Origin of the sequence: Phocaeicola sp. ICN-14070 (assembly GCF_037892625.1) — a bacterium.
Classification (GTDB): domain Bacteria; phylum Bacteroidota; class Bacteroidia; order Bacteroidales; family Bacteroidaceae; genus Phocaeicola; species Phocaeicola plebeius.
In genome coordinates, this window is the sequence record NZ_JBBKBF010000002.1 from 21,141 (window position 1) to 44,193 (window position 23,053).

Genomic DNA, 23,053 nt, shown 5'->3' on the forward strand with positions numbered 1-23,053 from the left:
TTTAAATTATTCTTTCATCTTTCTCAACCATTCCGGAACTGGTGAATCCGGCAGTGGCACAATGGCCGCCGGTGTGGACGACAGACTGTTCTTTCCTCCATGGGGCACATCGCGGTGGCAATCCCAGCAGGCTTTTCCCTTTCCCACTTCCGACATCATATAGTCTATGCGGCCGGTCTTTACCAGTTCCGTATTCAACTGTTCATGACAGCGGATACAATTGTTCATGATGACCTGTGAACCGGCCGGATGTGCCTGAATGACCTGAGGCTCCGAACTGGTTAGAAAAGCAGCCACGTGCTTCATGCCGTCCATCCCTTTGAACGTCCACTTCTTCACAAAATTCTCATGTGGCACATGGCAGTCGTTACACGTCGCATTTCGCGAATGAGAGCTGTGCATCCAAGTGGCATAATAAGGTGACATGATGTGGCAATTCACACAAGCCGAAGGCTCGTCGGTGAGATACGTATGTGCTCTCAAGAGGTAAAGGAAGTACAGTCCACCGCCTGCCACCACTCCTGCAATGAGAGCCGTTATCATTTTTTGTCGTTTGGATAGCATCATATAATATACTTTTTTGCAAAAAAAAGATATTATTTCAAATTCAGGTGTAATAAATATGACACCCAGCCCAATTTTGCAGACATATAACATGCGATTCCTACCCAAAAATCACAAAGAACTTGAAGACAACCCTGAAACCTCCCTATAAAATTAAAACCGACCCATAAGATTATATCTTACAGGTCGGCTACCGTCATTTATACAACATGTACGCCACTGCTCATATTTTCTCGGCAATACGCTTTACCACACCAGGACCTTCATAGATGAAAGCGGAATACACCTGTACGAGGTGAGCTCCCGCATTCCGCATTGCCTTTGCCTCAAACGGTGTCATCACACCTCCCGCACCAATCAGCAACATATCCTTGGGAGCATGTGCCGACAAATGCTTCATCACCTCCAAAGACTTGTGAATGACCGGAAGTCCGCTGATGCCTCCGGCTCCTACCCGTTCCACTTCAGTCTGTGCGGAATGAATCAGAAGCGAACGGTCCTGTGTAGGTCCCGTAGCAATGAAGCCGTCAATATGATGCACCTTTGCAAATTCAATCACCGCATCCAGTTTCTCCACCGGCACATCGGCAGGCAACTTCAGGAAGACCGGTCTGTGGAAACGCTGCTTGTAGCCCTCGAGTGCCGTCAGCACGTCAGCCAGAATTTCAGGCGTCATGCTGCCCCAGTTTATCGTATAATAATCCGCATACGAACTGAAAGTCTCGTACAAATCTGTAATGTCTGTCACGGCCCGCTCCGCATCGGTCGGAGTATTGGTATTGATATTCACTCCCAGAATGTATTTCCCTTCCCGTTTCCGTTGCAGATTTTTCAGGACAACCTCTTTTCCGGGATTATTGAAGCCCGTGCGTGAAACCAGCGCATGATCCTCCGGCAAACGGAAGATTCGGGGGAAAGGATTTCCTGCTACTTTTTCCGGAGTAACGGTTCCCACTTCCAGAAAACCAAAACCCAAATCACTCAGCTCGTCAAAGCAATTCGCCTCTTTGTCGAATCCGGCCGACAGTCCCACCCGATTGGCAAAAGTCAGGTTCCGCCATTGAAACGGAGTTGCCTTCGGACGATAAAATGCACGAAGAAGACATTTCACCGGTGGAAAATGACGATAAACATGAAGTAAAGCAACAATCTGACCGTGAATTTTCTCGGCATCCATACGGAACAACCAGGGACGAAGAATAGATTTGTACATAATCATAATGTTTTTAGTTTCGTGACACAAAAGTACGACATCTATCTGGATTTTTGTCATAAAAAAAAGTTATCCCCTATTACCTGAAAAAACGTAAGTACGTTTGAAACAAAACGCAAGTGCGTTTTACTTCAAACGTACTTGCGTTTCATCTGAAATGTCCTTGCGTTTTAGTTCAAACGCAAAGGCGTTTTTTGTCAAAATTTTAATCTACTAATAATCAAATATTTACAAAATCCACAAATTTACATATTTCCCATCGTATTGACAACCTCCACCCGGCTTAGTGTATGGTTTACCCGCTCCACATGAATCTGGGTGGCAATGCGTTCACGCAGGGCTTCCACGTGACTGATGATGCCTACCTTCTTGCCTCCTATCTGGTGCAACTTCTCAAGGGCTTCCATCACCGTGTTCAGGTAGTCACTGTCCAGCGTGCCGAAACCTTCATCGATAAACAGCACATCCACCGAAAGACTCTTCCGGTTAAGCGAAGACAATCCCAATGCCAAAGCCAGTGACACCAGAAAGCTCTCTCCACCTGAAATGGTGGACGTGGGACGTTTCACCCCGCCCTGGTATTCATCGCGCAACAGAATGGTAAGTCCACCCGGCGGACACTCCATACGGTAACGGTCGGTCAGCCGGCTCAAGTAATGATTGGCACCGGCCAGCAACTGGCGAAGCACGTAGCTTTGGGCAATGTTACGGAACTTCTTACCGTCGGCACTGCCGAACAAGGCAGCCACTCCCGCCCAGTTGTCCACCTCCTTTTGCTTCACTTCTATCTGTTCCTTCACCTTCCGGATACGTCGCAGGCACTCTTCGTGATGTGCCAGCATCTGCGCAATGGCTCCCAAACGAGCCAACTTCCCGGTCTGCTGTTCTTCCAGTCGGGAAATGGTTTCCTCTACGGCTGCCAGCGTCATCCCTTCGGTTTCCGACGGACGCTGTGCCCGATGCTGCGCCAGTTCCCGACCGCCCCGTTCCATTTCTGCCCGGCGGCTCGTCAGGTCGTTGTCCAGTTTCTGCAAGGTACGGCGCGCCATGTTCACCTTTTCCACTTCCAGTCCGGCCAGTTTCTCCAAATACTCACGGGAAATCTCAGGATGACCGACAAGAAAAGCTTCCACTCCGGCTCTTTTTTCCTCCCTCAACTTTTGCGATGTCTTTATGGCATGGCAGACAGAAAGCACGGAAGTGTTCAGCGCGTTCCATTGTCCCGAAAGCCCTTCTGGACACGGCCCGTCGGGTATCGTCTCTGCCGTCTCCTGCTCCCAGGCCGGAAGTTCCGACAAGATAGCCTGACGGACGGACTGCACCTGCTCCACTTGGGAAGCCAGCGACTCTACCCTGTGCGAGAGTTGCTCTCTCCTTGTCTGCTGTTCCACATACCGGTCGGTTTCCTTCTTCAAGGCAGTAATGAAGTTCTCCCGGTCGGTCTTCCAAGCTTCTTGCCAAGGCGTAAAGACAATCAAGGTCTCCCCTTTCTCCATACACTGGGAAACGGTCAGTGCCTCACGCGAAAGTGCCTCTTCCAGCATACGCAGCTCGGTTTCCAGGCGGGACACAGCTTTGTCGGCTTCTTCTACTTTCCGATGCCATTGCTCGCTGACAGTGGCCAGTTCCTCCCGTTCCTTCGTTAAGCGATTCAGGCGTTGCTGTCCTTCCTCGGCCTGTTTCCACTGCGCTTCCAGCCGGTCGCATACTTCTTGCTGCGCCGACAAGGCTTGCTCTACCTGAGATACGACCTCGTCCGCTTCTTTCACGGTGGCATAAAGCGGCATATCTGTCACGGTCTTTTCCGCCAGAGAATAAGCTTCTTTTGCAATAGTCTCCTTCTTCGCCTCCATTTCTTCCAGCCGCATCAGGGAGCGAACCTCTGCTTCCGCCCGTGCCAGTGCGGTCAAGACTTCCTCCGCCCGACGTGCCTTTTCTTCCAGCAACGCACGGACCGGTTCCAGCAACGACACAAAATGAGCCTCGCTCTTCAAGTCATCACCTACCTCCTTGCCACAAACCGGACACACATCGCCTTTTGACAGACGTGCGCGGGCTTCGCGTGCCCAGTCCTCGCACGACATCCGCTGCTTGTCGTACACCTGCTGCACTTCTTCCTTTTCCTTACGACAGACCTCAGCCTGCGCTTTCAGTTGCGCTACCGTCTGTTGCTGCTGCCGGCAATCGTCCTGCAAGGTTTTCCGGTTCTTCTGCACATCCAGCCAGGCCTGTTCCTTTTCTGCACGGACAGAAAGTACCTCCCGCAATTTCTTCCATCCGTCCAGCCGGGCATCTGCTTCCTGCTTCTTCTGCCGGAGTTCCTCCACTTGCAAATCCTCTAACTGCGTGCGGCACGCTGCCACCTCCTGCTGCTTTTCTTCCGCTACCTTTTGGGCCTGTTCATACGATGCCGTAGTTCCCTGGCGGACTTCCAGCGTTTTCTGATGGATTGCGGCCTTGTGTGCCTTTTCTTTCCGGTAATCTTCCGACTGCTGGAGCGCGCGCTGAATCTGATCGGATAAAGCCGAAAGCGATTGCAACGATTCGTACACCGGCACCTTTTCCTGCACACTGGAAAGATACGTCTCACACGCCGCCCACTGTTCCCGGCACTGCACCTGCATACGCTCCAGTTGCCCCAGGCTGGCACTCAGCGAACGGTACTTCTCTTTCAGTTGTTCCAGTTCTTTTTCCGACGTACGGATACGCTGCTGCAAGGCTACCTGTTCCGTCCATTGAAAACGCACATCAGCCGTACGGTCCCAGTCATCCAGCAACGACTTATTACGCTTGTAATCTTCCGATTCCACCCGTTCCGTCAGTGCCTGAAGCGCCTTTCCAGTCTCCTCCAGATCATGTACCAACTTCTGCTCGTCAGTCATCCATTTCCGAAGGTCCTGCTCCTGCTTCAACTGTGTGCGGAGCGTGGCAGTCTCTTCTGTCACCTGGCGCTGTTCCGCCTGAAGCGCGGCCAGTTCCTCGTCAGTCAACAACACAATGCCGCCTGTCTGCGCCTTCAGTTCCTGCAACTCCGCCTCCTTTTCGGTCTTCATCACGTAGATTTCCCGACTGATGCACGAATAGATTTCCGTGCCCGTCAGTTTCTCCAGGATATTTGATTTTTCCTCCTCCTTGCTTTTCAGAAACTTGGTAAACTCTCCCTGTGCCAGCAGCGTAGTCCGGCAGAACTGCTCAAAGGTGAGACCGATACGCCGCTCTATCTCCGTACGTGTTTCGGTCGACTTATTCGTGAGCGGAGTACCGTCCTGCAAAGAAAGTGTCCAGACCACTTTCTGGATTTTCCCTCCGGCCTTGTTGCGTGCTCTTGCCACGCTCCACACGGCCCGCAAGGCATCTCCTGCCGCATCCGTAAACCACAGTTCCACTTGTGCCGACACACTGTCACGCCGCATCAGCATGCGTGAATCGTCAATGCTCACCTCACCCGTACCGGAAAAGCTGTCGCTCTCGTCCAGGTAGCGTTCATTGGCCGCCTGCTTCAAGCGCGGAGTGGTGTTATAGAGTGCCAGACACACCGCATCAAGCAACGTCGACTTTCCGGCTCCCGTCGGTCCGCAAATCAGGAAGATGGAATCCTCGCCCAGCGGTCCGTGCTCAAAATCAATGCACGCCTTCTCGATGGAGGCTATATTTTCAATAATCAGTTTCTGTAATTTCATGTACTATTCCTCCTCTTGACTTCGTACCCGTTTCACGGCTTCCTCCAGCATGTCGAGCATTTCCGAAGCGATGTCCCGCTGAAACTTGTCCTGATAATAGATGGCTGCTACCTGCGACGGAGAAAAAGTCTGCAAACGGTCTACGTCCAGCTCTGTAATCTCCTTCTGCGTTTCCACTACTTCCCGTTCCCATTTGTAGCGGCAGAAACGGCACTGCTTGCCACGGGTCAGCTCATAGGCCCGTTCCATGCAATAGGCCGGAGGTACGTCCTGAATACGGACGTGTAACTGCACGTACATTTTTTCCTCATCAGGGATGGCCTGCAACACCTCCAATGCCTCTTCCAGCGGCACGGCCTGCGAAGGCAGTACCTTCAAGGGCCACGCATTCCGCACCGGCAAGGTACGCACTTCGGGCATAGCACCGTGTGCAGCCAGTTCTACCAGACTGACGGAATGCCCGTAACTCTCGTCAAAGCTGACCGGAAGCGGGGAACCGCAATAACGGGCCCGTCCGCCGGACAGAGTTTGCGGAAAATGAATATGCCCTAAGGCCAGGTAATCGTATCCCTCCCCCATCAGACGGATATCCGTGTATTCCATGCCGCCGCGTCCGTCGTCCTGTCCGGTAATGTCACTTCCCGTCAGGGCCAGATGGGCCATCAGCACCACCGGAAGATTTCTCTGGTTCCGTTCCTTCACACGGTTCAGCAAGGTTTGGATGAAATGAGATTGCCGCTCCTCACGCAGAACTTCTTCATCGAGCGCCGGAAAGTTTTGCGGATACACATGAGGCAGGGCTATCACATAGCCTTTCAATTCGCCGCAACCGTTCTTCACTTCCACGATATGACGTTCCAAGTCTACCCGGCCGGCTTCGTCTCTTCGGATAGAACCCACCACGGTGACTCCAGCATACTTCCACAGATTCCGGTTGATTTCCAGCTTGGAACTGCTGTCGTGATTGCCTGCCGTGATGATAATCTGCATAGCGGGACAGGTTTCATGAAATTCCACCAGCGCATCCGTGTACAACCGCTGGACGGCTGCCGAAGGACTGCAATAATGAAACACGTCGCCCGACACGATCAACGCGTCGGGCTGTTCTGCAGCTACCCAGTGGCACAACTGCCGCAGGAAGTCTTGCTGTTCCTCGCTGCGGTCGTATTCAAACAGTTGCTGCCCCAGGTGCCAGTCACTGGTATGTAATATTTTCATCCGTTTTACAAGGTTTTAGGAGGATAAAGGGTGTTCCACCAAGTCGGGTCATCCTGCAACCATTTGGCAAACCAGGCAAAGATGGTGTTCTGCCACTGGATGCGTTTCTGATAGTCCTTGATGTGATGGTCTTGTCCGTCTACCACCACCAGTGCCGTTTCACGTCCCAGCAGTTTCAGGGCCGTAAACATCTGGATACTTTCGCCCACTGGCACATTGGTATCTACCGCTCCATGCAGGAAGAGCAACGGAGTGTGTATCTTGTCGGCATTGAACAGCGGACTGTGGTCGACAAAGAGTTCCGGATTCTTCCACGGATAACTATTGGCTGCCGATACTTCACTGTAAGAATAGCCCCAGTAGCCTTCGCCCCAGTAGCTGGTGTGGTCGCTGATACCGGCATGGGAAATAGCTGCCGCAAACAAGTCGGTCTTTGTCTGGAGGTACTGCGTCATGAAGCCACCATAGGAAGCACCGATGCAACCGATTTTCTTACCGTTGACAAAGGAATGAGCTTCCACAAACTTACGAGTTCCTTCGATGATGTCGTCGGCCACATAATCACCGAACGTATTCACATGGCGGGCAGAGAATTCCTGACCGAAACCGGTCGCTCCACTCGGTTCTACCACATACACCACATAACCCAAAGCGGCATACGCATGATGTGGGTAACGGCTGGCAAAATTGCGGCTTGTGGGACTGCATCCGCCGTAGTAGTTGACAATCATCGGATATTTCGTGTTCGGGTCAAAATGAGGCGGCAGGTAGTAGCGTCCGCAAATGGTGTCCCCACGGGAGTTTACAAAGTCCCACGCCTTGCATTCACCCAGCAGCACATCCTTCAATTCCCCGTTCAAATCTTCTTCCAGTTTGGAGGCATCCTTCTTCAGATCAACCACATACAAGCGGTGAGAGTTGGACGCACTTTCTCCGTAGAACGACAACGAAGAGGCTTTCTCGGCCACAGAGAATCCCAATACCATTTCTTCTGGCACATTCACCTTCTCAATGTATTTCTTTGCCGGATTCAGGCGGAACAGCGCGATACAATCACGGTCTTCGGCGGTGAAGTACACACAATTGTCCACAGCCGACCATACCGTCTGCATCACGTTCGGATTGAACGTCCGGGTCAGCGGTTCAATCTGCTTACTCTGCAAATCCATCAGGTAAAGCTGATTGTCAATCATGCTCGGGGTCTGTCCTTCCTTCACATTCTTGCCGATGCCACCCAGACACTCCGGTGTACCGGCCAGCAATACCTGGCGGCCGTCGGGCGAGAACTGCGCATTGGTCAGAAAACCGTCATCTTTCACCAGTTCTTCCACCTGCGAGGTCTGCACATCCATCTTGTACACAGAGAACAAGGTGGTCGGCCGTTTTCCCATACGGTGGTTGGAAGCCATCATCAGGATAAAGCGTCCGTCGGAAGAGATGTCCGTAGCCCACACATTCTTGTAGCCGAAAGTCAAAGGCTGACACACGCCCGTCTTCACATCAAAACGGGCCAGGTACGTACGGTTGCGCCATCCCGGCTGACGGTCGTCCGGGTCAATGAACTCATAGATTTCTTTTTTCTCTTCCGGCCCCTTCTGTACGAGGGTAAACAGCAGATAATCCTCCGTAGGCGCTACCTGAAAGTTACCTTCCGGCAGATGGTTCACCCACACTTCCTCACGACCGGATACAGGGTCTACCGTCACCAGTTCCCGTCCGGATACCCCCTGACGTACATAATAATATTTCACGGAACGCGGCATCCAGTGCAGGGTTTCTCCCCGGGTAGCGACTACTTTTCCGGTCTTCAGTTCCTTTACCTTGGTCTGCGAGGTCGTTTCCCCACCTTCCTTTGTGACAGTGTACGACGTAATCAGGTATTTCCCATCGGCTGAAAGTTCAGTGCCCGTAAAGCGGGTACCATGCAGTACATCGGCCAGTGTAAACAGACGGCCTTGTTCGGTACGCAAAGTAAACACCCCGTCCTGCTTGGCATCCAGGCTCACCTTCGGAACGTTCTTTTCGCCCGGCATGGAGAGATACTTGATGACCACCTGATGCGTAGCCGGATTCAGCGCCAGTGACGCATCTTCCACATGCTTGCCATCCACGTACACCTGATAGTGCTCAGCCCCTTCCACCTTCAATGACACCTCTCCATAGTGTGTATTCTCCAGTACAAAGCCCATCAAGTGCAAGGCATAGCCTGACGACGGAGACAGCTGGTTTGCCTGCTTCACCTCTGCTCCTTCAAGCAAAGAAAATGACACCGGCGTCTTCAGCAGCGACTCCGCTTTCCATGACTTGGAATTAACATCCACACTGTCAACCTGATAAGGCTGCATCAGTTCATACGGTCCTGCGTATTTAAACGAAGTGACCTCTATATTCTCGGCATTCACCAGCATGGTCCCACAAAGAGAACATGCTATAAAAAGTTCCTTTTTCATCTCTTTTTTATAGTTTATTGCCACAAACATAATCAAAAATCATCATTTTTTTGTTATGTTTGTAGAACAACTAACGAAACCGTTATGAAAAAAGAACTAAGTGTATATGTCCTTTCCTTGCTGATGCTGGCAGGATGCAGTTCGGTACCGCTCACCGGACGTAAACAATTGTTACTGGTTTCAGATCAGGAAGTACTTTCTTCCAGCCTGACCCAATACAAGGACTATATCAAAAGTGCACAAAAGTCAGCTAATGCCACCCAGACAGCCATGGTATTACGAGTAGGAAAAAACATCGCCACAGCCACAGAACGGTACCTGCGCAGCAACGGACTTTCGGCTGAAATCAAGGATTTCTCCTGGGAATTCAATCTGGTAAAGAGTGACGAAATCAACGCATTCTGTATGCCCGGCGGAAAAATTGTGGTGTACGAAGGCCTGATGAAACTCGTATCGTCGGACGATGAACTGGCCGTGGTACTGGGACATGAAGTAGCGCATGCCGTGGCCAAGCACAGCAACGAGCGTATCAGCCAGCAAATGCTTGCCCAATACGGAGCGCAACTTCTGGGAGAAAGTCTCTCACAAAAGAGCGAGATAGTACAAGCCATCGCCAGTACGGTGTACGGTGTGGGAGCGCAATACGGAGTAACCCTTCCTTTCTCACGCAAGCACGAGACGGAAGCGGATTACATGGGACTGATTCTGATGACCATGGCGGGCTATAACCCTGACAAGGCCGTGACTTTCTGGCAGAAAATGTCGGCAAGTTCAGGCGGAAAGGTTCCCGAGTTCATGAGTACGCACCCCAGTGATGCACGCCGTATCAGTGACATCCAGAAAGAGCTGCCAGCCATTAAAGCTAAATACCGCAAATAAAAACTTTTATCAAGAAAACATCCATGAAGAAAGTCGCAATTTTACTTCTAATCGTGTCCCTACTAAGTAGCGGATGCGGAACGACGCAACCGGAACGTACCGGTGCCATTGTAGGTGGTGCTGCCATCGGAAATAGTTTGGGAGGTGCCATCGGTGGACTGGTAGGCGACTCCCGTCATGGCTGGAGAGGAAGCTACAGAGGTTCCGCCATTGGAAGCATTGTCGGTACACTGGCCGGAGCTGCTATTGGGGGTGCGCTGACGGCTCCTAAATCGCGTGAAGAAAACAGGGCAGACTATCCCGTGGAACAGGTATACGCCGAGCCGGATTATACACAGTCTGCCTTCTCTTCTTTATACATCCGGAACATCCGTTTCATAGATAATGACCGCGACCATGTCATCAGCTCGGGAGAAAGCAGCAAAATCATCTTCGAAGTCATGAATGAAGGAAATGAAATTGCCTACAACGTGATTCCCAGTGTGGCAGAAATCAGCGGAATGAAACATCTGCATATTTCCCCTTCCATTCTGGTGGAACAGATTTTGCCGGGAAACGGGGTAAAGTATACGGCTACCGTCACTGCTGGAAAACGTATCAAAACGGGTACTGTGACTTTCCGACTGGCTGTGACCGATACCCGTGGACAAATGTACGATCAGAAGGAATTTACGCTGAACACAGCACGTTGATGCGAGTCTGAATCGCTATATCAAAGTAGACAAATGGAAAAAGAACAATCGTTATGCAAAGAAAAAAAGCGTGTGGAGCTGCACGAACCCAAACATTATAAGGTGATACTCCACAACGATGACTTCACCACCATGGATTTCGTGGTGAAGGTCCTAAAAATCGTGTTTTTCAAATCGCAGGAGGAAGCCGAGGCACTGATGCTGAAAGTACACCAGCAGCAATCGGCCACGGCAGGCGTCTATTCTTACGACGTGGCACAGTCCAAAGCACAGAAAGCCACCCAGATGGCACGTGAAGAAGGATTTCCTCTGCGACTGACCGTAGAACCCGAAGATAATTAAACAGTAAACAATCAATGAGTCACATCGAAAAATCTGTATATGTAGACAAAGCGCTGTCGTTTGCTCAGGGACTGGCGTTCCGTTATCGCCATGAATTCATTACTCCGGAGCATATTCTCAGCGCACTCTTTAACCAGGACCCTTTTGTGGAGGCCGTAGAAGAATGTTTCTGTCACATCCCGGTGATGGAAGAGGAAGTGGACGAATATTTGGCACAGAAAATGGAACAGGTGCCGGAAGATACCAACTATGAACTACAGTTTTCCGTACAATCAAACCTGCTGTTTCAGAATGCGTATGCCTTCGTAGAATCATCCAATGCCGAAGTGCTGGACATTTCTCACGTAGTACAAGCCATGCTACTGTTGCCGGAATCCTGGGCTTGCTACTTCCTGAAAAAACACCTGAAGGAACGGATTCCGGATTTCATCAGCCAACTGGTGGTCATTTATGGAGACGACCTTAGTCTGGATGAGAATGATTCGGACGAACCTCATGGTATTTCCAAGAATTTCATCATTTGCCTGAACGAACAGCTGGAGAATCACAATCCGCTGATAGGACGAGAAATGGAACTGGAACGTACCATCGAAGTGCTGTGCCGGAAAGACAAAAACAACCCGCTGCACATCGGTGAACCAGGAGTGGGAAAAACAGCCTTGGCTTACGGACTGGCAGCCCGCATAGAAGCCGGAGAGGTACCCGAACGCCTGAAAGGAAGCCGCATTTACGAACTGGATTTGGGTAGTATGCTGGCCGGTACACAATATCGGGGCGACTTCGAACAGCGGTTGAAAAGTGTGATGAAAAGCCTCAGCGCAGAAAAGAAAGCCATTCTCTATATTGACGAGATACACAATCTTATCGGAGCCGGACAAATCGGTGATGGCTCGATGGATGCCTCCAACATGCTGAAACCTTACTTGGAACAGGGAGACATCCGTTTCATCGGTTCTACCACTTATGAGGAATACAACCGTTATTTCTCACGCAGCAAAGGAATGGTACGCCGTTTCCAGCAAATCGACATTCAGGAGCCCAGCATCGATGAGGCTATCCGCATCATAGAAGGATTGAAGGAAAAATATGAGGAGTATCACCACGTAACCTATGAACCGGGAGTAATTGAGTATGCTGTAAAGGCCAGTGCCCGCTACATCAGCGACCGCTTCCTGCCTGACAAGGCAATCGACCTGATTGATGAGGCCGGTGCTTACCGCGAAATTCATCCGGCCACAGACGGCACAAAGACGGTGGACAAAAAACTGATTACCGAAGTACTTTCACGTACTTGTAAGATTGATGCTAATGCACTCAAGGAGGAAGACAACGCTTCACTGGAAGCATTGTACGAACGCATATCCGGACAAATTTACGGACAAGACGAAGCCATTCGTCAGGTAGTGGAGGCGGTGCAAATGGCCAAAGCCGGATTGCTGGACGAGAACAAGCCGCTGGCCAGTCTGTTGTTTGTCGGTCCTACGGGAGTGGGAAAAACTGAAGTAGCCAAAGTATTAGCCTCAGAATTAGGTATCTCACTGGTACGCTTCGACATGAGTGAATACATGGAAAAGCATACCATTGCCAAACTCATCGGTTCTCCAGCAGGTTACATCGGATACGAAGATGGTGGCTTACTGACAGATGCCATCCGGAAAACACCCAACTGTGTGCTGCTACTGGATGAAATCGAAAAGGCTCATCCCGACATTTTCAACATCCTTCTGCAAGTAATGGATTATGCAGTGCTGACGGACAACAAAGGACGGAAATCGGATTGCCGCCATCTGATCCTTATCATGACATCCAACGCCGGTGCTCAGTATGCACATCAGGCTTCCATTGGTTTCAACAGCCAAGTAAGTACCGGACAGGCTATGCTTCGCCAGGTAAAGAAAACCTTCAAACCGGAATTCCTCAACCGTTTGTCGGCTTCCGTCGTATTCCATGACATGAGTCGGGAAATGGCTACGCAAGTGCTCGACAAGAAGTTGCGCCAGCTGGATGAAAAGCTGGCTCGCCGTCACGTCTGCCTGCACCTGACACCCGAAGCACATGAATGGCTGCTGAAAGAGGGTTTCAAACCGGAATACGGAGCCCGCGAAATGGACCGTGCCATCGCCGCCCACCTGAAACCGCTGCTCATGCGTGAAATTCTGTTTGGCTCACTGAAGCAGGGAGGTAACATCACGGTAACAGCCGAAAACAATCAACTGAGTATTCTCCAATAATTTCGATACCATGGTTTTCCAACTGACAAAAAGACTGGCTTTTCCGGACCCGCACTGGGGAGACCTCGACGGCCTGCTGGCCATTGGAGGCGACTTGTCCGTTGACCGCCTTATCCTGGCCTACTCCAACGGTATCTTTCCCTGGTATGCCTTCCGCGAGAAAGTCATCCAGTGGTGGTGCCCGTTGCAGCGTTTCGTCATCTTTCCGGAAGAGATTCACATCTCCCATTCCATGCGCACGCTGATGAACAAGGATAAGTATAAGGTAACCTTCAACCATGCGTTTGAACAGGTGATACGTAACTGCTCCAAGCTCCGCATCGAACAGGAAGGAGCCTGGCTGGGAGAGGAAATGATTGAAGCTTACATCCGAATGTACGAACAGAACCTGGCCGCCAGCGTAGAAGTATGGGAAGGCGACAAACTGGTCGGAGGCCTGTATGGAGTAACTTTGGGCACATGCTTCTTCGGCGAAAGCATGTTCTCGCTTGTACCCAATGCTTCCAAGCTTGCCCTGATACGACTGGCCCAACTGCTCCATGCGCACGGAGGTACCCTTATCGACTGTCAGTTTGAAACACCTCACCTCAAGTCAATGGGTGGCCGGTTCATCAGTTACGAAGAATATATGGAATGCCTGAAAGCAGAATAAAGCCCATCAAAAAAGTCCGATTCCCTCTTTCAAGAGAACCGGACTTTTTTTATGATATTACTGTAAGTATAGCCAATTAGTATGCACGGGCAAACAAGACACGACGTGCAGAAGGTTTGCCAGTCAGCATATCCACACCCGGAGTCAGGCTTTCTTCATCTGCTTCGAAAGGCAGACAGCGGATAGTTGCTTTCGTTTCTTCCTTAATGCGGTCTTCTGTTTCCGGAGTACCATCCCAGTGAGCCAGGATAAATCCACCCTTCTCAATCTGTTCCTTGAATTCTTCGTAAGTATCTACCTTATAGATATGTTCGTTACGATAATTCAATGCTTTCTGATAGATGTTCTGCTGAATTTCTTCCAACAGGTTCTGTACATATTCTTCGATGCCGTCGCAAGAACGAGTTTCTTTTTCCAGTGTATCACGACGCATGATTTCCATCGTGTTGTTTTCCAGGTCACGACCACCCATTACCAGACGTACAGGTACACCCTTCAATTCATAGTCTGCGAACTTGAATCCCGGACGCTTGTTATCAGCGTTATCGTATTTCACAGAGATACCCATGCTGCGAAGTTTGTTGACGATACCTTCTACCTTGGCATCAATCTGTTTCAACTGTTCGTCATTCTTATAGATAGGTACGATAACAACCTGAATCGGAGCCAAATGCGGCGGAAGAACCAGACCGTTGTCGTCAGAGTGAGTCATGATCAAGGCACCCATCAGACGGGTAGATACACCCCATGAAGTAGCCCATACATAATCCAGCTTATTGTTCTTGTCGACGAACTGCACGTTGAATGCCTTGGCAAAGTTCTGTCCCAGGAAGTGAGAGGTACCACACTGCAATGCCTTACCATCCTGCATCAATCCTTCAATAGTATAAGTATCCAATGCACCGGCAAAACGTTCGTTTGCAGACTTCACACCCTTGATAACCGGCACAGCCATGTATTTTTCAGCAAAATCGCCATACACGTGCAACATCTTCTGTGCTTCAGCTTCAGCTTCTTCGCGGGTAGCATGAGCTGTATGACCTTCCTGCCACAAGAACTCAGCTGTACGCAGGAACAGACGAGTACGCATTTCCCAGCGCATTACGTTTGCCCACTGGTTGCACAAGATAGGCAGGTCACGGTATGAGTTGATCCAGTTTTTATAAGTACTCCAGATAATAGTTTCTGAAGTTGGACGAATAATCAGTTCTTCTTCCAGTTTGGCAGCCGGGTCTACAATCACACCCGAACCATCTTCTGCATTCTTCAAACGATAGTGAGTTACTACCGCACATTCCTTAGCGAAGCCTTCTACGTGTTCAGCTTCACGGCTCAAATAAGATTTCGGAATCAGCAACGGGAAATACGCATTCACATGTCCTGTAGCCTTGAACATATCGTCAAGGATACGCTGCATTTTTTCCCAGATGGCATATCCGTAAGGCTTGATTACCATACAGCCACGCACAGGAGACTGTTCAGCCAAATCGGCCTTTACCACCAAATCATTATACCATTGTGAATAGTTTTCACTTCTCTTGGTTAGATCTTTTAATTCTTTTGCCATAACTTTATATAGTTATTTTATTCTTTAATATCAATTGAGAGTGCAAAATTAGTAAAAAAGATTTGTTTGCTCTTGATTTTAAAGCAGGATTTATTCAAAACGAATGGATTTTGCAGGATGAATGTGGCTTATCAGATAAGAAGGACCGACCAGCATACCTACCGATACCAGCAAGGTACACACGTTCAACAATACAATCCAACCCAAATGAAGTTCCACGGGCACTGCATTGACATAGTACGTAGCCGGATCCAACTTAATCGGCTCGAAAAAATACTGAATAAGACAACACGACAGCCCGATGACATTTCCCCAGCACATTCCCCTTCCGATAAGGAAAACAGAAAACGACAGGAATATCTGACGAATGGAAGCGTTGTCGGCTCCCAAGGCTTTTAGTACCCCAATCATCTGTGTACGTTCAAGGATGATAATCAGCAATCCGGAAATCATGGTAAAACCCGCCACTCCGGTCATCAGAATCAGAATGACCCATACATTAGTATCCAGCAAGTCGAGCCATGCAAAGATCTGAGGATAAAGTTCTTCTGAGGTACGAGAACAATAGATTGCCCCATAACGGTCTGTCTGCTCCTGAATATGACCACGAATGTCATCATTCACCGAATTCAAGAAACGATAATCCGACACAGCCACTTCTACACCTCCTACTTGGTCCGGTTCCCATCCGTTCAGACGGTTAACCGTATACATGTCAGTTATCAGGAAATAATCATCGAAAGCAGAGAAATTGGTCTGAAAAATCCCGCTCACTGTCAACCGGCGAGCACGTACATTGCCTTCTATGTAATAGGTATAAAGCTTATCACCCACCTTCAATGAAAGTTTGTCAGCCATGGAACGGGAAACCAGCACACGGTTGCTAGCCACGGAGTCCGTCAGTGCAGGAATCTCTCCTTCCTGCAAGTGTGCCTTCAGGTATGTCCAATCGTACTCCTGCGCCACCCCCTTCACAATCATTCCCTGAAAGTTATCAGCGGTCATGATCATGCCCGGTTTCGTAGCATAACGCTGTACATGGCTCACCTGGGGAATATTCTGTATCACCGACAACAAGCTGTCGTTTGCCACCACCGGATTCATCTGGTAAAGCTGTGCTCCTTCTATACTGGAAACCACAATATCAGAACCCATGCCTATCACCTTGTCGCGCACCTGATGCTTGAAGCCAATGACCACCGCCACCGACACAATCATCACAGCCAGTCCGATAGCAATACCGGCCATCGCAATGCGTACGGCCGGTTTTGATACTTCTTTCTCTCCTTCCCTGCTACGGTAAATCCGTCGGGCAATAAAAAATTTCCAGTTGCTCATCATTCATCCACCCTTCCCGGATAGGCCTCGAGCGCCTTACGCAGAATGAACAAAGCCCGTACCAGGTCTTCTTTCTTCAATACATAAGCCACACGCACCTCGTTTTTACCGCCGCCCGGTGTGGTATAAAATCCGCTGGCAGGTGCCATCATGACGGTTTCTCCTTCATAATTGAAATCAGACAAACACCATGCGCAGAATTTCTCGCAATCATCCACCGGCAGTTTAGCCACAGTGTAGAAAGCTCCCATCGGTATTGGAGAATAAACACCCGGTATACGGTTCAATCCGTCAATCAGACATTTACGGCGTTCCACGTATTCATCGTATGTTTCGCGAGCATATTCTTCCGGTTCATCGAGCGAAGCCTCAGCTGCAATCTGGCCAATCAACGGTGGACTCAAACGAGCCTGACAGAATTTCATCACCGCCTTGCGCACTTCCGGATTCTTCGTAATCAGCGCACCGATACGAATTCCACATTCCGAATAACGTTTCGATACAGAGTCAATCAATACCACATTCTGTTCGATACCTTCCAGATGGCAGGCAGAGATATAAGGAGAACCTGTATAGATGAATTCACGATATACTTCATCGGAGAAGAGGAACAAGTCGTACTTCTTCACCAAATCCCGAATCTGATTCATCTCCCGGCGAGTATACAGATACCCGGTCGGGTTATTCGGATTACAAATCAAGATACCCTTGGTGCGTTCATTAATCAACTCTTCAAACTTCTCTACCTTCGGCAAAGAGAAACCTTCGTCGATGGTAGTCGTCACCGTACGGATAACCGCTCCTGCCGAAATCGCAAACGCCATGTAGTTGGCATACGCCGGTTCCGGCACGATAATCTCATCCCCCGGATTCAGACAGCTCATAAACGCAAACAGCACAGCTTCCGACCCTCCGGTAGTAATGATAATGTCATCGGCATCCAGGTGAATGTCGTACTTTTCATAATATCCCACCAGACGCTCTCTGTAGCTTCTGTATCCCTGGCTGGGACTATACTCCAACACCTTGCGGTCAATATTTCGAATCGCATCGAGGGCCGCTCGTGGAGTAGGCAGGTCAGGCTGACCAATATTCAAGTGATATACATGAATTCCTCTCTCTTTCGCAGCTTCAGCCAAAGGCGCAAGCTTACGTATCGGCGAGTCCGGCATTTCAGTTCCTCTGATGGATATTTTTGGCATATTTTATAGTTTAAAAAAGATTCTGAAATGCAAAGATAAAGCGAATGTCGAAATTAAACAACTTTGTGCTCAGAAAAATACGTCTACTCCTTTCTTTTGAGAAAAAGGCCCCCCAAGTAAAGTTTAACGCCTTTTCAGGCATTTTCCAAGTCTTCTACCCAAAAAATCCGTATGTTTGCTATCGATAACCAAACACTCAAGCATTATGAACCTTTACCTAATTATATTTACAGCCGGCACATACAAGGTGGAGCAAGTCTACGAAAAGCATAAAGACCTGTTCGTGGAACTGGAAAAACATTTTACCCTTCACCTTGTCAACTATACAGACTCTGAAAGCATTCCCAGTCATGAATACAAAATGGCTTTCATTGCCAGCGGGGGCGTGGAAAATGCAGTGGTGCGTTTTTTCAGCATCCTGCCCTATCCCATCACCCTACTGACAGACGGCTTGAACAACTCACTGGCTGCCGCCCTTGAAATCTCGGCATGGATTCAGTCGAGAGACATGAAGGTCAAAATCATCCATGGTTTAGTGCCCGACATGGTAAATCAGGTACTTTTACATCACCAGGCATTTGCCGCCAAACGTTCCCTGAAGAAAAAACGCATCGGCGTAATCGGCACTCCGGCCTCCTGGCTGGTAGCCAGCCACGTAGACTATCTGTTAGCCGGACAACGTTGGGGAGTGACTTACACGGACATCTCCATTGAGACCGTAGAAAAAGCTTTCCACGAGATTACGGAAGATGAAATAGGACCAGAAGCCTCTTTGTTTGCCCACCGCGCCAAAGGGATTCAGGAGGCTACTCCGGAAGAACTGCTTCGGGCCATGCGCCTGTACAAAGCCATCCGACGTGTATGCAAGGAAGAAAACCTGGACGCTCTTACCCTGTCCTGCTTCTCGCTGATCCAGAGCCTGAAGACCACAGGCTGCCTGGCCCTTTCTTTGCTGAATGACGAAGGAATACCTGCCGGATGCGAAGGCGACCTGCAATCCATCATGACCTTGCTGATGGTAAAAGAACTCATCGGAAAGCCCGGCTTTATGGCCAATCCTTCGTTTGTATACCTTGACCGCAACGAAGTACTGCTGGCACACTGCTCCATTCCTACCAAAATGGCCGAAGAGTTTATTATCCGCAACCATTTTGAAACAGAAAGCGGCATCGCCATTCAAGGCATTGTACATCCGGGCGAAGTCACCCTCTTCAAATGCGGGGGAGAATGTCTGGACGAATATTATCTGAGTTCTGGACATTGCATCGAAAATACCAACATGGTGACCTGTTGTCGCACACAGCTAAAGGTACGCCTGGATAAGCCGGCTGACTATTTCCTGCATAATCCGCTGGGCAACCACCACATCCTGATTCAAGGGAATTACACCGACCTCATTCAGGAATTCATGCAACAAAACCGCTGCAAACCGAGAATTGACTGATTTTTCAAAACCATTTATTCTCTCATTCAATTTATAATCGTATCTTTGTGTGAAATATTACAAATTGAAAAGCAAGAAAAATTATGATGCATAATTGGTTTGAATGCAAGATCCGTTACGAGAAAGTAGCCGAAAACGGAATGAACAAGAAAGTAACGGAACCCTATCTGGTGGACGCACTCAGCTTTACCGAAGCCGAATCGCGTATTATCGAAGAAATCACTCCGTTCATCAGCGGAGAATTCACTGTATCCGACATCAAACGCGCCAACTATAGCGAGCTCTTTCCCAGCGACGAGGAAGCTGCCGACCGCTGGTTCAAGTGCAAGCTCTACTTCATCACCCTCGACGAGAAAAGCGGTGCGGAAAAGAAAACAGCTACCAACGTACTGGTACAGGCTGCCGACCTGCGCGATGCCGTGAAGAAACTGGATGAAGGCATGAAGGGCACAATGGCCGACTACGTCATCGCATCGGTTGCCGAAACCGCACTGATGGACGTATATCCCTACTCTGCAGAGCCTGACGTAAAACCGGAGTTCCCGGATGCAGACAAACGATAAACAAACACCTACCACACCATGGATATTCAGTCTAATTTAAAAGAAGTACGGGCACAACTTCCTCCCCAGGTCAGTCTGGTTGCTGTTTCCAAGTTTCACCCGAACGAAGCGATTCTGGCTGCATACGAAACCGGGCAGCGCATCTTCGGAGAAAGCAAGGAACAGGAACTGAGCAAGAAGCAGGCTTCCCTGCCCGCCGATATTCAGTGGCATTTCATCGGCCACCTGCAGACCAATAAAGTGAAGTACATCGCACCCTACATCGCCATGATTCATGCCGTAGACAGCTACAAGCTGCTGGCTGAAATCGATAAACAAGCGGCTAAATGCAACCGGGTGATACCTTGCCTGCTGGAAATCCATATCGCAGAAGAAGAAAGCAAATACGGATTTTCTTTTGAAGCCTGTCGCGAGATGCTGGAAACCACCCCGTGGAAAGAGCTGACTCATGTATGCATCAGCGGAGTCATGGGAATGGCCACCAATACAGACGACGAATCACAAATCATCAACGAATTTGAAAGCCTTCACCGTTTCTTTACCGAACTGAAAGCTACCTATTTTAAAGATTGTGACACCTTCAAGGAAATTTCCATGGGCATGTCGCACGACTATACGCTGGCTGTTCAGGCCGGAAGCACGATGGTGCGTGTAGGCAGCAAGATTTTTGGAGATAGAGTATATTAAAAACGAGAAGAATATGGCACAACTAAAAACAACTTTTGCAGGGTTAACTCTGAACAACCCGATTATTATCAGTAGTTCTGGACTGACTAACAGCCTGGCTAAAATTCAGAAACTGGAAGAAGCCGGAGCTGGTGCAGTAGTACTGAAATCAGTATTCGAAGAACAAATCAACATGCAGGCAGGAAGTATGCAGGGCTATGGCTCACCAGAAGCCGACGATTACCTGGGAGCATACGTACGCTCACATGCGCTGAACGAACATATCACCCTGATTGAAGACGTAAAGAAACACTGCAAGATTCCGGTAATCGCCAGCATCAACTGCTATAGTGACAGCGAATGGACTGACTTTGCCCGCCTGATGGAAGAAGCCGGAGCCGATGCACTGGAACTGAATATCCTTTCTTTGCAGACCAGCAAGGATTATACACCGGGAAGCTTTGAACAGCGTCACATCGACATCCTGCGCCACATCAAGAAAGTAATCCGCATTCCGGTTATCATGAAACTGGGCAGCAACCTGACTAATCCGGTAGCACTTATCAACCAGTTGTATGCCAACGGTGCTGCTGCTGTGGTATTGTTCAACCGCTTCTACCAGCCGGACATCCAGATTGACAACCTGACTTTCACTACAGCCAATGTAATGAGTTCACCTTCTGAACTGTCTGACCGCATCCGCTGGACAGCCATTGCTTCGGCAGAAGTTCCTCAGCTGGATTATGCGGTTTCAGGTGGCGTACACAACGGAAAAGGCGTTATCAAGTCTCTGCTTTCAGGAGCAGCTGCCGTAGAAGTTTGCAGCGTTATCTACCAGCATGGCAACCAGATGATTGAAGAGATGAAGAAAGAACTGGCTGAATGGATGGACGACAAAGGCTATGATTCCATTGCACAGTTCAAAGGAAAGATGAATGCCTCAGCCGCAGGTGACATCAACCCGTTCGAACGTACACAGTTCATGAAATATTACAGCAACCACGAAGAATAATTCTCTTCGCGGAAATGCATAAAAAACGGATTCCCTGACTTCGACGGTCGGAGAATCCGTTTTTCATTTATCTACTATCCGAACTTTATCGCTTCAACAAACCGATTTTCAGGTTCAGTTTAAAATAATATACCCCATTTTCACGTTCCAGGTAACCATACTTGTCTTTTTCCGTAGAACCTTTTTCCAAGCGGCTGTTCTGGAAAAGGAAATCGGCAAATGTCTGACGGAAGGCACGCTGGTAGCACAACACTTCCCCGTCACCCGTCACGAAAAGGAATCCCGCAATGGCAGAGTCTGTTCCGTTATACAGCTTTGCCGGACGAAGTCCCATGGCCAAAGCCAGCAGCAGTTCCTTCACCTTATATTCATAAAAGCCGTGCTTCGTAATCAGTTCGTCCTTTATCTTCAGCGGATTCAGCTTTTTGATTTCCTCCGTCAGTTCCGACACCTTCGTGATACCGTCCAACCACATCAGGCGTGTCATTTCCGCCATCAGTCGTCCCATGTGCAAATCAATCATGGACAGGTTGCTGCGGAAAATCTTATCGGCCACGTCACTGTACTTCAGTGCGCCTCCCAGACGCTCTATCATCAGCATACGGGATATGACATCGTCCTCCTCACCTTCCGCATTGATTTTGTTGACGGTCGGGGTAGCAAACTTCACACCTGTCTGCTCAAACTTGAAATTAGCGGTTCTCCCTCCGTCAAGCAACGGAATCATCATTCCCAGACGGGAGCGGACACAGAATCCGGTAAGCGGAGCATCTACCGAGTAAAAAGCCACGCTGAAATCCGTGCGGTCGTCCGTCTTGGCTTCCAAATCGAAAATGGCTACCTCATCCAGAAACTCCTCCACGCCATCGGGAGATGTGACATCATCCTCCCGGCTCTGACGAATCGCTGCATAAATAAGCTTTGCCACCGTAGCAAAGTCCTCACGAGGAATCCGCTTGTCTATATTCTCCCCTTTCAGGTGCACGGTATCTTTTTCCAAAATATACTGACGCGTACCGTCATGTTCTTCCCGCTGAACCATTGCCACCGGAAGACGGAGCGCTTCGTTCTTCTTCACATCAGGAGTACCACCATACACGTAACCGTCGGCCAGCAGCCGGAAAAACGCATACAGCTCTCCCCATTCTCTTTTCGTCGCTTCAAATGCCATAATCTGTCTATTTTTTAATTGCAAAGGTAGTAAAAGAAGCGTTAACAAAAACGTTTCTGGCAAATGCAAATTATAATAGATGTTATAAAACAGATTTTAAGGGGCATTTTACTTGCAGAGAAACAGAAAATGCGTACCTTTGCAATGTGTTTTTCATAGTATTAGATTT

18 protein-coding genes are annotated in these 23,053 nt (G+C 49.3%); 9 read left to right on the forward strand and 9 right to left on the reverse strand.

Going from position 1 to position 23,053, the window contains the following annotated elements:
• Positions 1-6: 6 nt before the first annotated feature.
• The 5 genes from nrfH to WKT20_RS00950 all read right to left on the reverse strand — a co-directional run bounded on the left by nrfH (position 7) and on the right by WKT20_RS00950 (position 9,125).
• Positions 7-567, reverse strand: coding sequence for a cytochrome c nitrite reductase small subunit (nrfH, locus tag WKT20_RS00930; RefSeq protein WP_340416652.1), 561 nt, complete (start codon positions 565-567; stop codon positions 7-9).
• Positions 568-787: 220 nt separating this feature from the next.
• Entirely contained in the window at positions 788-1,777 is a 990-nt protein-coding gene (locus WKT20_RS00935; protein ID WP_340416653.1) for a quinone-dependent dihydroorotate dehydrogenase, read from the reverse strand.
• A 245-nt stretch (positions 1,778-2,022) separates the two neighbouring features.
• Positions 2,023-5,457: an SbcC/MukB-like Walker B domain-containing protein gene (locus WKT20_RS00940; protein WP_340416654.1), complete on the reverse strand. Its 3,435-nt coding sequence runs from the start codon at positions 5,455-5,457 to the stop codon at positions 2,023-2,025.
• Between the two features lie 3 nt (positions 5,458-5,460).
• Positions 5,461-6,675: a metallophosphoesterase family protein gene (locus tag WKT20_RS00945; RefSeq protein WP_340416655.1), complete on the reverse strand. Its 1,215-nt coding sequence runs from the start codon at positions 6,673-6,675 to the stop codon at positions 5,461-5,463.
• A 5-nt stretch (positions 6,676-6,680) separates the two neighbouring features.
• Positions 6,681-9,125, reverse strand: coding sequence for a S9 family peptidase (locus WKT20_RS00950; RefSeq protein ID WP_340416656.1), 2,445 nt, complete (start codon positions 9,123-9,125; stop codon positions 6,681-6,683).
• Between the two features lie 84 nt (positions 9,126-9,209).
• Here WKT20_RS00950 and WKT20_RS00955 point away from each other — a divergent pair, with 84 nt between their 5' ends.
• The 5 genes from WKT20_RS00955 to aat are packed head-to-tail and all read left to right on the forward strand — an operon-like array spanning position 9,210 to position 13,921.
• A complete protein-coding gene (locus tag WKT20_RS00955; RefSeq protein WP_340416657.1) occupies positions 9,210-10,004 on the forward strand; it encodes a M48 family metallopeptidase in 795 nt (264 codons plus the stop codon).
• 23 nt (positions 10,005-10,027) lie between these two features.
• Entirely contained in the window at positions 10,028-10,696 is a 669-nt protein-coding gene (locus tag WKT20_RS00960; RefSeq protein ID WP_302462502.1) for a glycine zipper family protein, read from the forward strand.
• A 33-nt stretch (positions 10,697-10,729) separates the two neighbouring features.
• Positions 10,730-11,038, forward strand: a complete 309-nt coding sequence (locus tag WKT20_RS00965) for an ATP-dependent Clp protease adaptor ClpS (RefSeq protein ID WP_007560443.1) — start codon at positions 10,730-10,732, stop codon at positions 11,036-11,038.
• 14 nt (positions 11,039-11,052) lie between these two features.
• Positions 11,053-13,269, forward strand: coding sequence for an AAA family ATPase (locus WKT20_RS00970; RefSeq protein ID WP_340416658.1), 2,217 nt, complete (start codon positions 11,053-11,055; stop codon positions 13,267-13,269).
• Positions 13,270-13,279: 10 nt separating this feature from the next.
• Positions 13,280-13,921: a leucyl/phenylalanyl-tRNA--protein transferase gene (gene aat, locus WKT20_RS00975; RefSeq protein ID WP_340416659.1), complete on the forward strand. Its 642-nt coding sequence runs from the start codon at positions 13,280-13,282 to the stop codon at positions 13,919-13,921.
• Positions 13,922-13,997: 76 nt separating this feature from the next.
• Here aat and proS read toward each other — a convergent pair whose 3' ends face one another.
• From proS to WKT20_RS00990, 3 genes are all read right to left on the reverse strand, one after another.
• Entirely contained in the window at positions 13,998-15,488 is a 1,491-nt protein-coding gene (gene proS, locus WKT20_RS00980; RefSeq protein WP_007560437.1) for a proline--tRNA ligase, read from the reverse strand.
• Positions 15,489-15,578: 90 nt separating this feature from the next.
• Positions 15,579-16,829: an ABC transporter permease gene (locus WKT20_RS00985; RefSeq protein ID WP_117701589.1), complete on the reverse strand. Its 1,251-nt coding sequence runs from the start codon at positions 16,827-16,829 to the stop codon at positions 15,579-15,581.
• The gene (locus WKT20_RS00990; RefSeq protein ID WP_118164640.1) at positions 16,826-18,028 is read right to left on the reverse strand and encodes a pyridoxal phosphate-dependent aminotransferase; all 1,203 of its coding nucleotides are present in this window, start codon (positions 18,026-18,028) and stop codon (positions 16,826-16,828) included. Before WKT20_RS00990 ends, WKT20_RS00985 begins: the two co-directional genes overlap by 4 nt.
• 205 nt (positions 18,029-18,233) lie before the next feature.
• Here WKT20_RS00990 and WKT20_RS00995 point away from each other — a divergent pair, with 205 nt between their 5' ends.
• From WKT20_RS00995 to WKT20_RS01010, 4 genes are all read left to right on the forward strand, one after another.
• A complete protein-coding gene (locus WKT20_RS00995) occupies positions 18,234-19,472 on the forward strand; it encodes a fucose isomerase (protein ID WP_340416660.1) in 1,239 nt (412 codons plus the stop codon).
• Between the two features lie 80 nt (positions 19,473-19,552).
• The gene (locus tag WKT20_RS01000; protein ID WP_085930674.1) at positions 19,553-20,035 is read left to right on the forward strand and encodes a DUF4494 domain-containing protein; all 483 of its coding nucleotides are present in this window, start codon (positions 19,553-19,555) and stop codon (positions 20,033-20,035) included.
• Between the two features lie 18 nt (positions 20,036-20,053).
• The gene (locus tag WKT20_RS01005; protein ID WP_117701583.1) at positions 20,054-20,722 is read left to right on the forward strand and encodes a YggS family pyridoxal phosphate-dependent enzyme; all 669 of its coding nucleotides are present in this window, start codon (positions 20,054-20,056) and stop codon (positions 20,720-20,722) included.
• 13 nt (positions 20,723-20,735) lie between these two features.
• Positions 20,736-21,713 carry a dihydroorotate dehydrogenase-like protein gene (locus WKT20_RS01010; RefSeq protein WP_258361942.1) on the forward strand — a complete coding sequence of 326 codons (978 nt, stop codon included), beginning with the start codon at positions 20,736-20,738 and terminating at the stop codon, positions 21,711-21,713.
• A gap of 85 nt (positions 21,714-21,798) precedes the next feature.
• Here WKT20_RS01010 and WKT20_RS01015 read toward each other — a convergent pair whose 3' ends face one another.
• Positions 21,799-22,884 carry an HpaII family restriction endonuclease gene (locus WKT20_RS01015; RefSeq protein WP_340416661.1) on the reverse strand — a complete coding sequence of 362 codons (1,086 nt, stop codon included), beginning with the start codon at positions 22,882-22,884 and terminating at the stop codon, positions 21,799-21,801.
• Positions 22,885-23,053: the final 169 nt, after the last annotated feature.

Bases quoted from the DNA above. Each gene is read 5' to 3' on its own strand.
- nrfH (WP_340416652.1), bottom strand. From the start codon at position 567: ATGATGCTATCCAAACGACAAAAAATGATAACGGCTCTCATTGCAGGA.
- WKT20_RS00935 (WP_340416653.1), bottom strand. From the start codon at position 1,777: ATGTACAAATCTATTCTTCGTCCCTGGTTGTTCCGTATGGATGCCGAG.
- WKT20_RS00940 (WP_340416654.1), bottom strand. From the start codon at position 5,457: ATGAAATTACAGAAACTGATTATTGAAAATATAGCCTCCATCGAGAAG.
- WKT20_RS00945 (WP_340416655.1), bottom strand. From the start codon at position 6,675: ATGAAAATATTACATACCAGTGACTGGCACCTGGGGCAGCAACTGTTT.
- WKT20_RS00950 (WP_340416656.1), bottom strand. From the start codon at position 9,125: ATGAAAAAGGAACTTTTTATAGCATGTTCTCTTTGTGGGACCATGCTG.
- WKT20_RS00955 (WP_340416657.1), top strand. From the start codon at position 9,210: ATGAAAAAAGAACTAAGTGTATATGTCCTTTCCTTGCTGATGCTGGCA.
- WKT20_RS00960 (WP_302462502.1), top strand. From the start codon at position 10,028: ATGAAGAAAGTCGCAATTTTACTTCTAATCGTGTCCCTACTAAGTAGC.
- WKT20_RS00965 (WP_007560443.1), top strand. From the start codon at position 10,730: ATGGAAAAAGAACAATCGTTATGCAAAGAAAAAAAGCGTGTGGAGCTG.
- WKT20_RS00970 (WP_340416658.1), top strand. From the start codon at position 11,053: ATGAGTCACATCGAAAAATCTGTATATGTAGACAAAGCGCTGTCGTTT.
- aat (WP_340416659.1), top strand. From the start codon at position 13,280: ATGGTTTTCCAACTGACAAAAAGACTGGCTTTTCCGGACCCGCACTGG.
- proS (WP_007560437.1), bottom strand. From the start codon at position 15,488: ATGGCAAAAGAATTAAAAGATCTAACCAAGAGAAGTGAAAACTATTCA.
- WKT20_RS00985 (WP_117701589.1), bottom strand. From the start codon at position 16,829: ATGATGAGCAACTGGAAATTTTTTATTGCCCGACGGATTTACCGTAGC.
- WKT20_RS00990 (WP_118164640.1), bottom strand. From the start codon at position 18,028: ATGCCAAAAATATCCATCAGAGGAACTGAAATGCCGGACTCGCCGATA.
- WKT20_RS00995 (WP_340416660.1), top strand. From the start codon at position 18,234: ATGAACCTTTACCTAATTATATTTACAGCCGGCACATACAAGGTGGAG.
- WKT20_RS01005 (WP_117701583.1), top strand. From the start codon at position 20,054: ATGGATATTCAGTCTAATTTAAAAGAAGTACGGGCACAACTTCCTCCC.
- WKT20_RS01010 (WP_258361942.1), top strand. From the start codon at position 20,736: ATGGCACAACTAAAAACAACTTTTGCAGGGTTAACTCTGAACAACCCG.
- WKT20_RS01015 (WP_340416661.1), bottom strand. From the start codon at position 22,884: ATGGCATTTGAAGCGACGAAAAGAGAATGGGGAGAGCTGTATGCGTTT.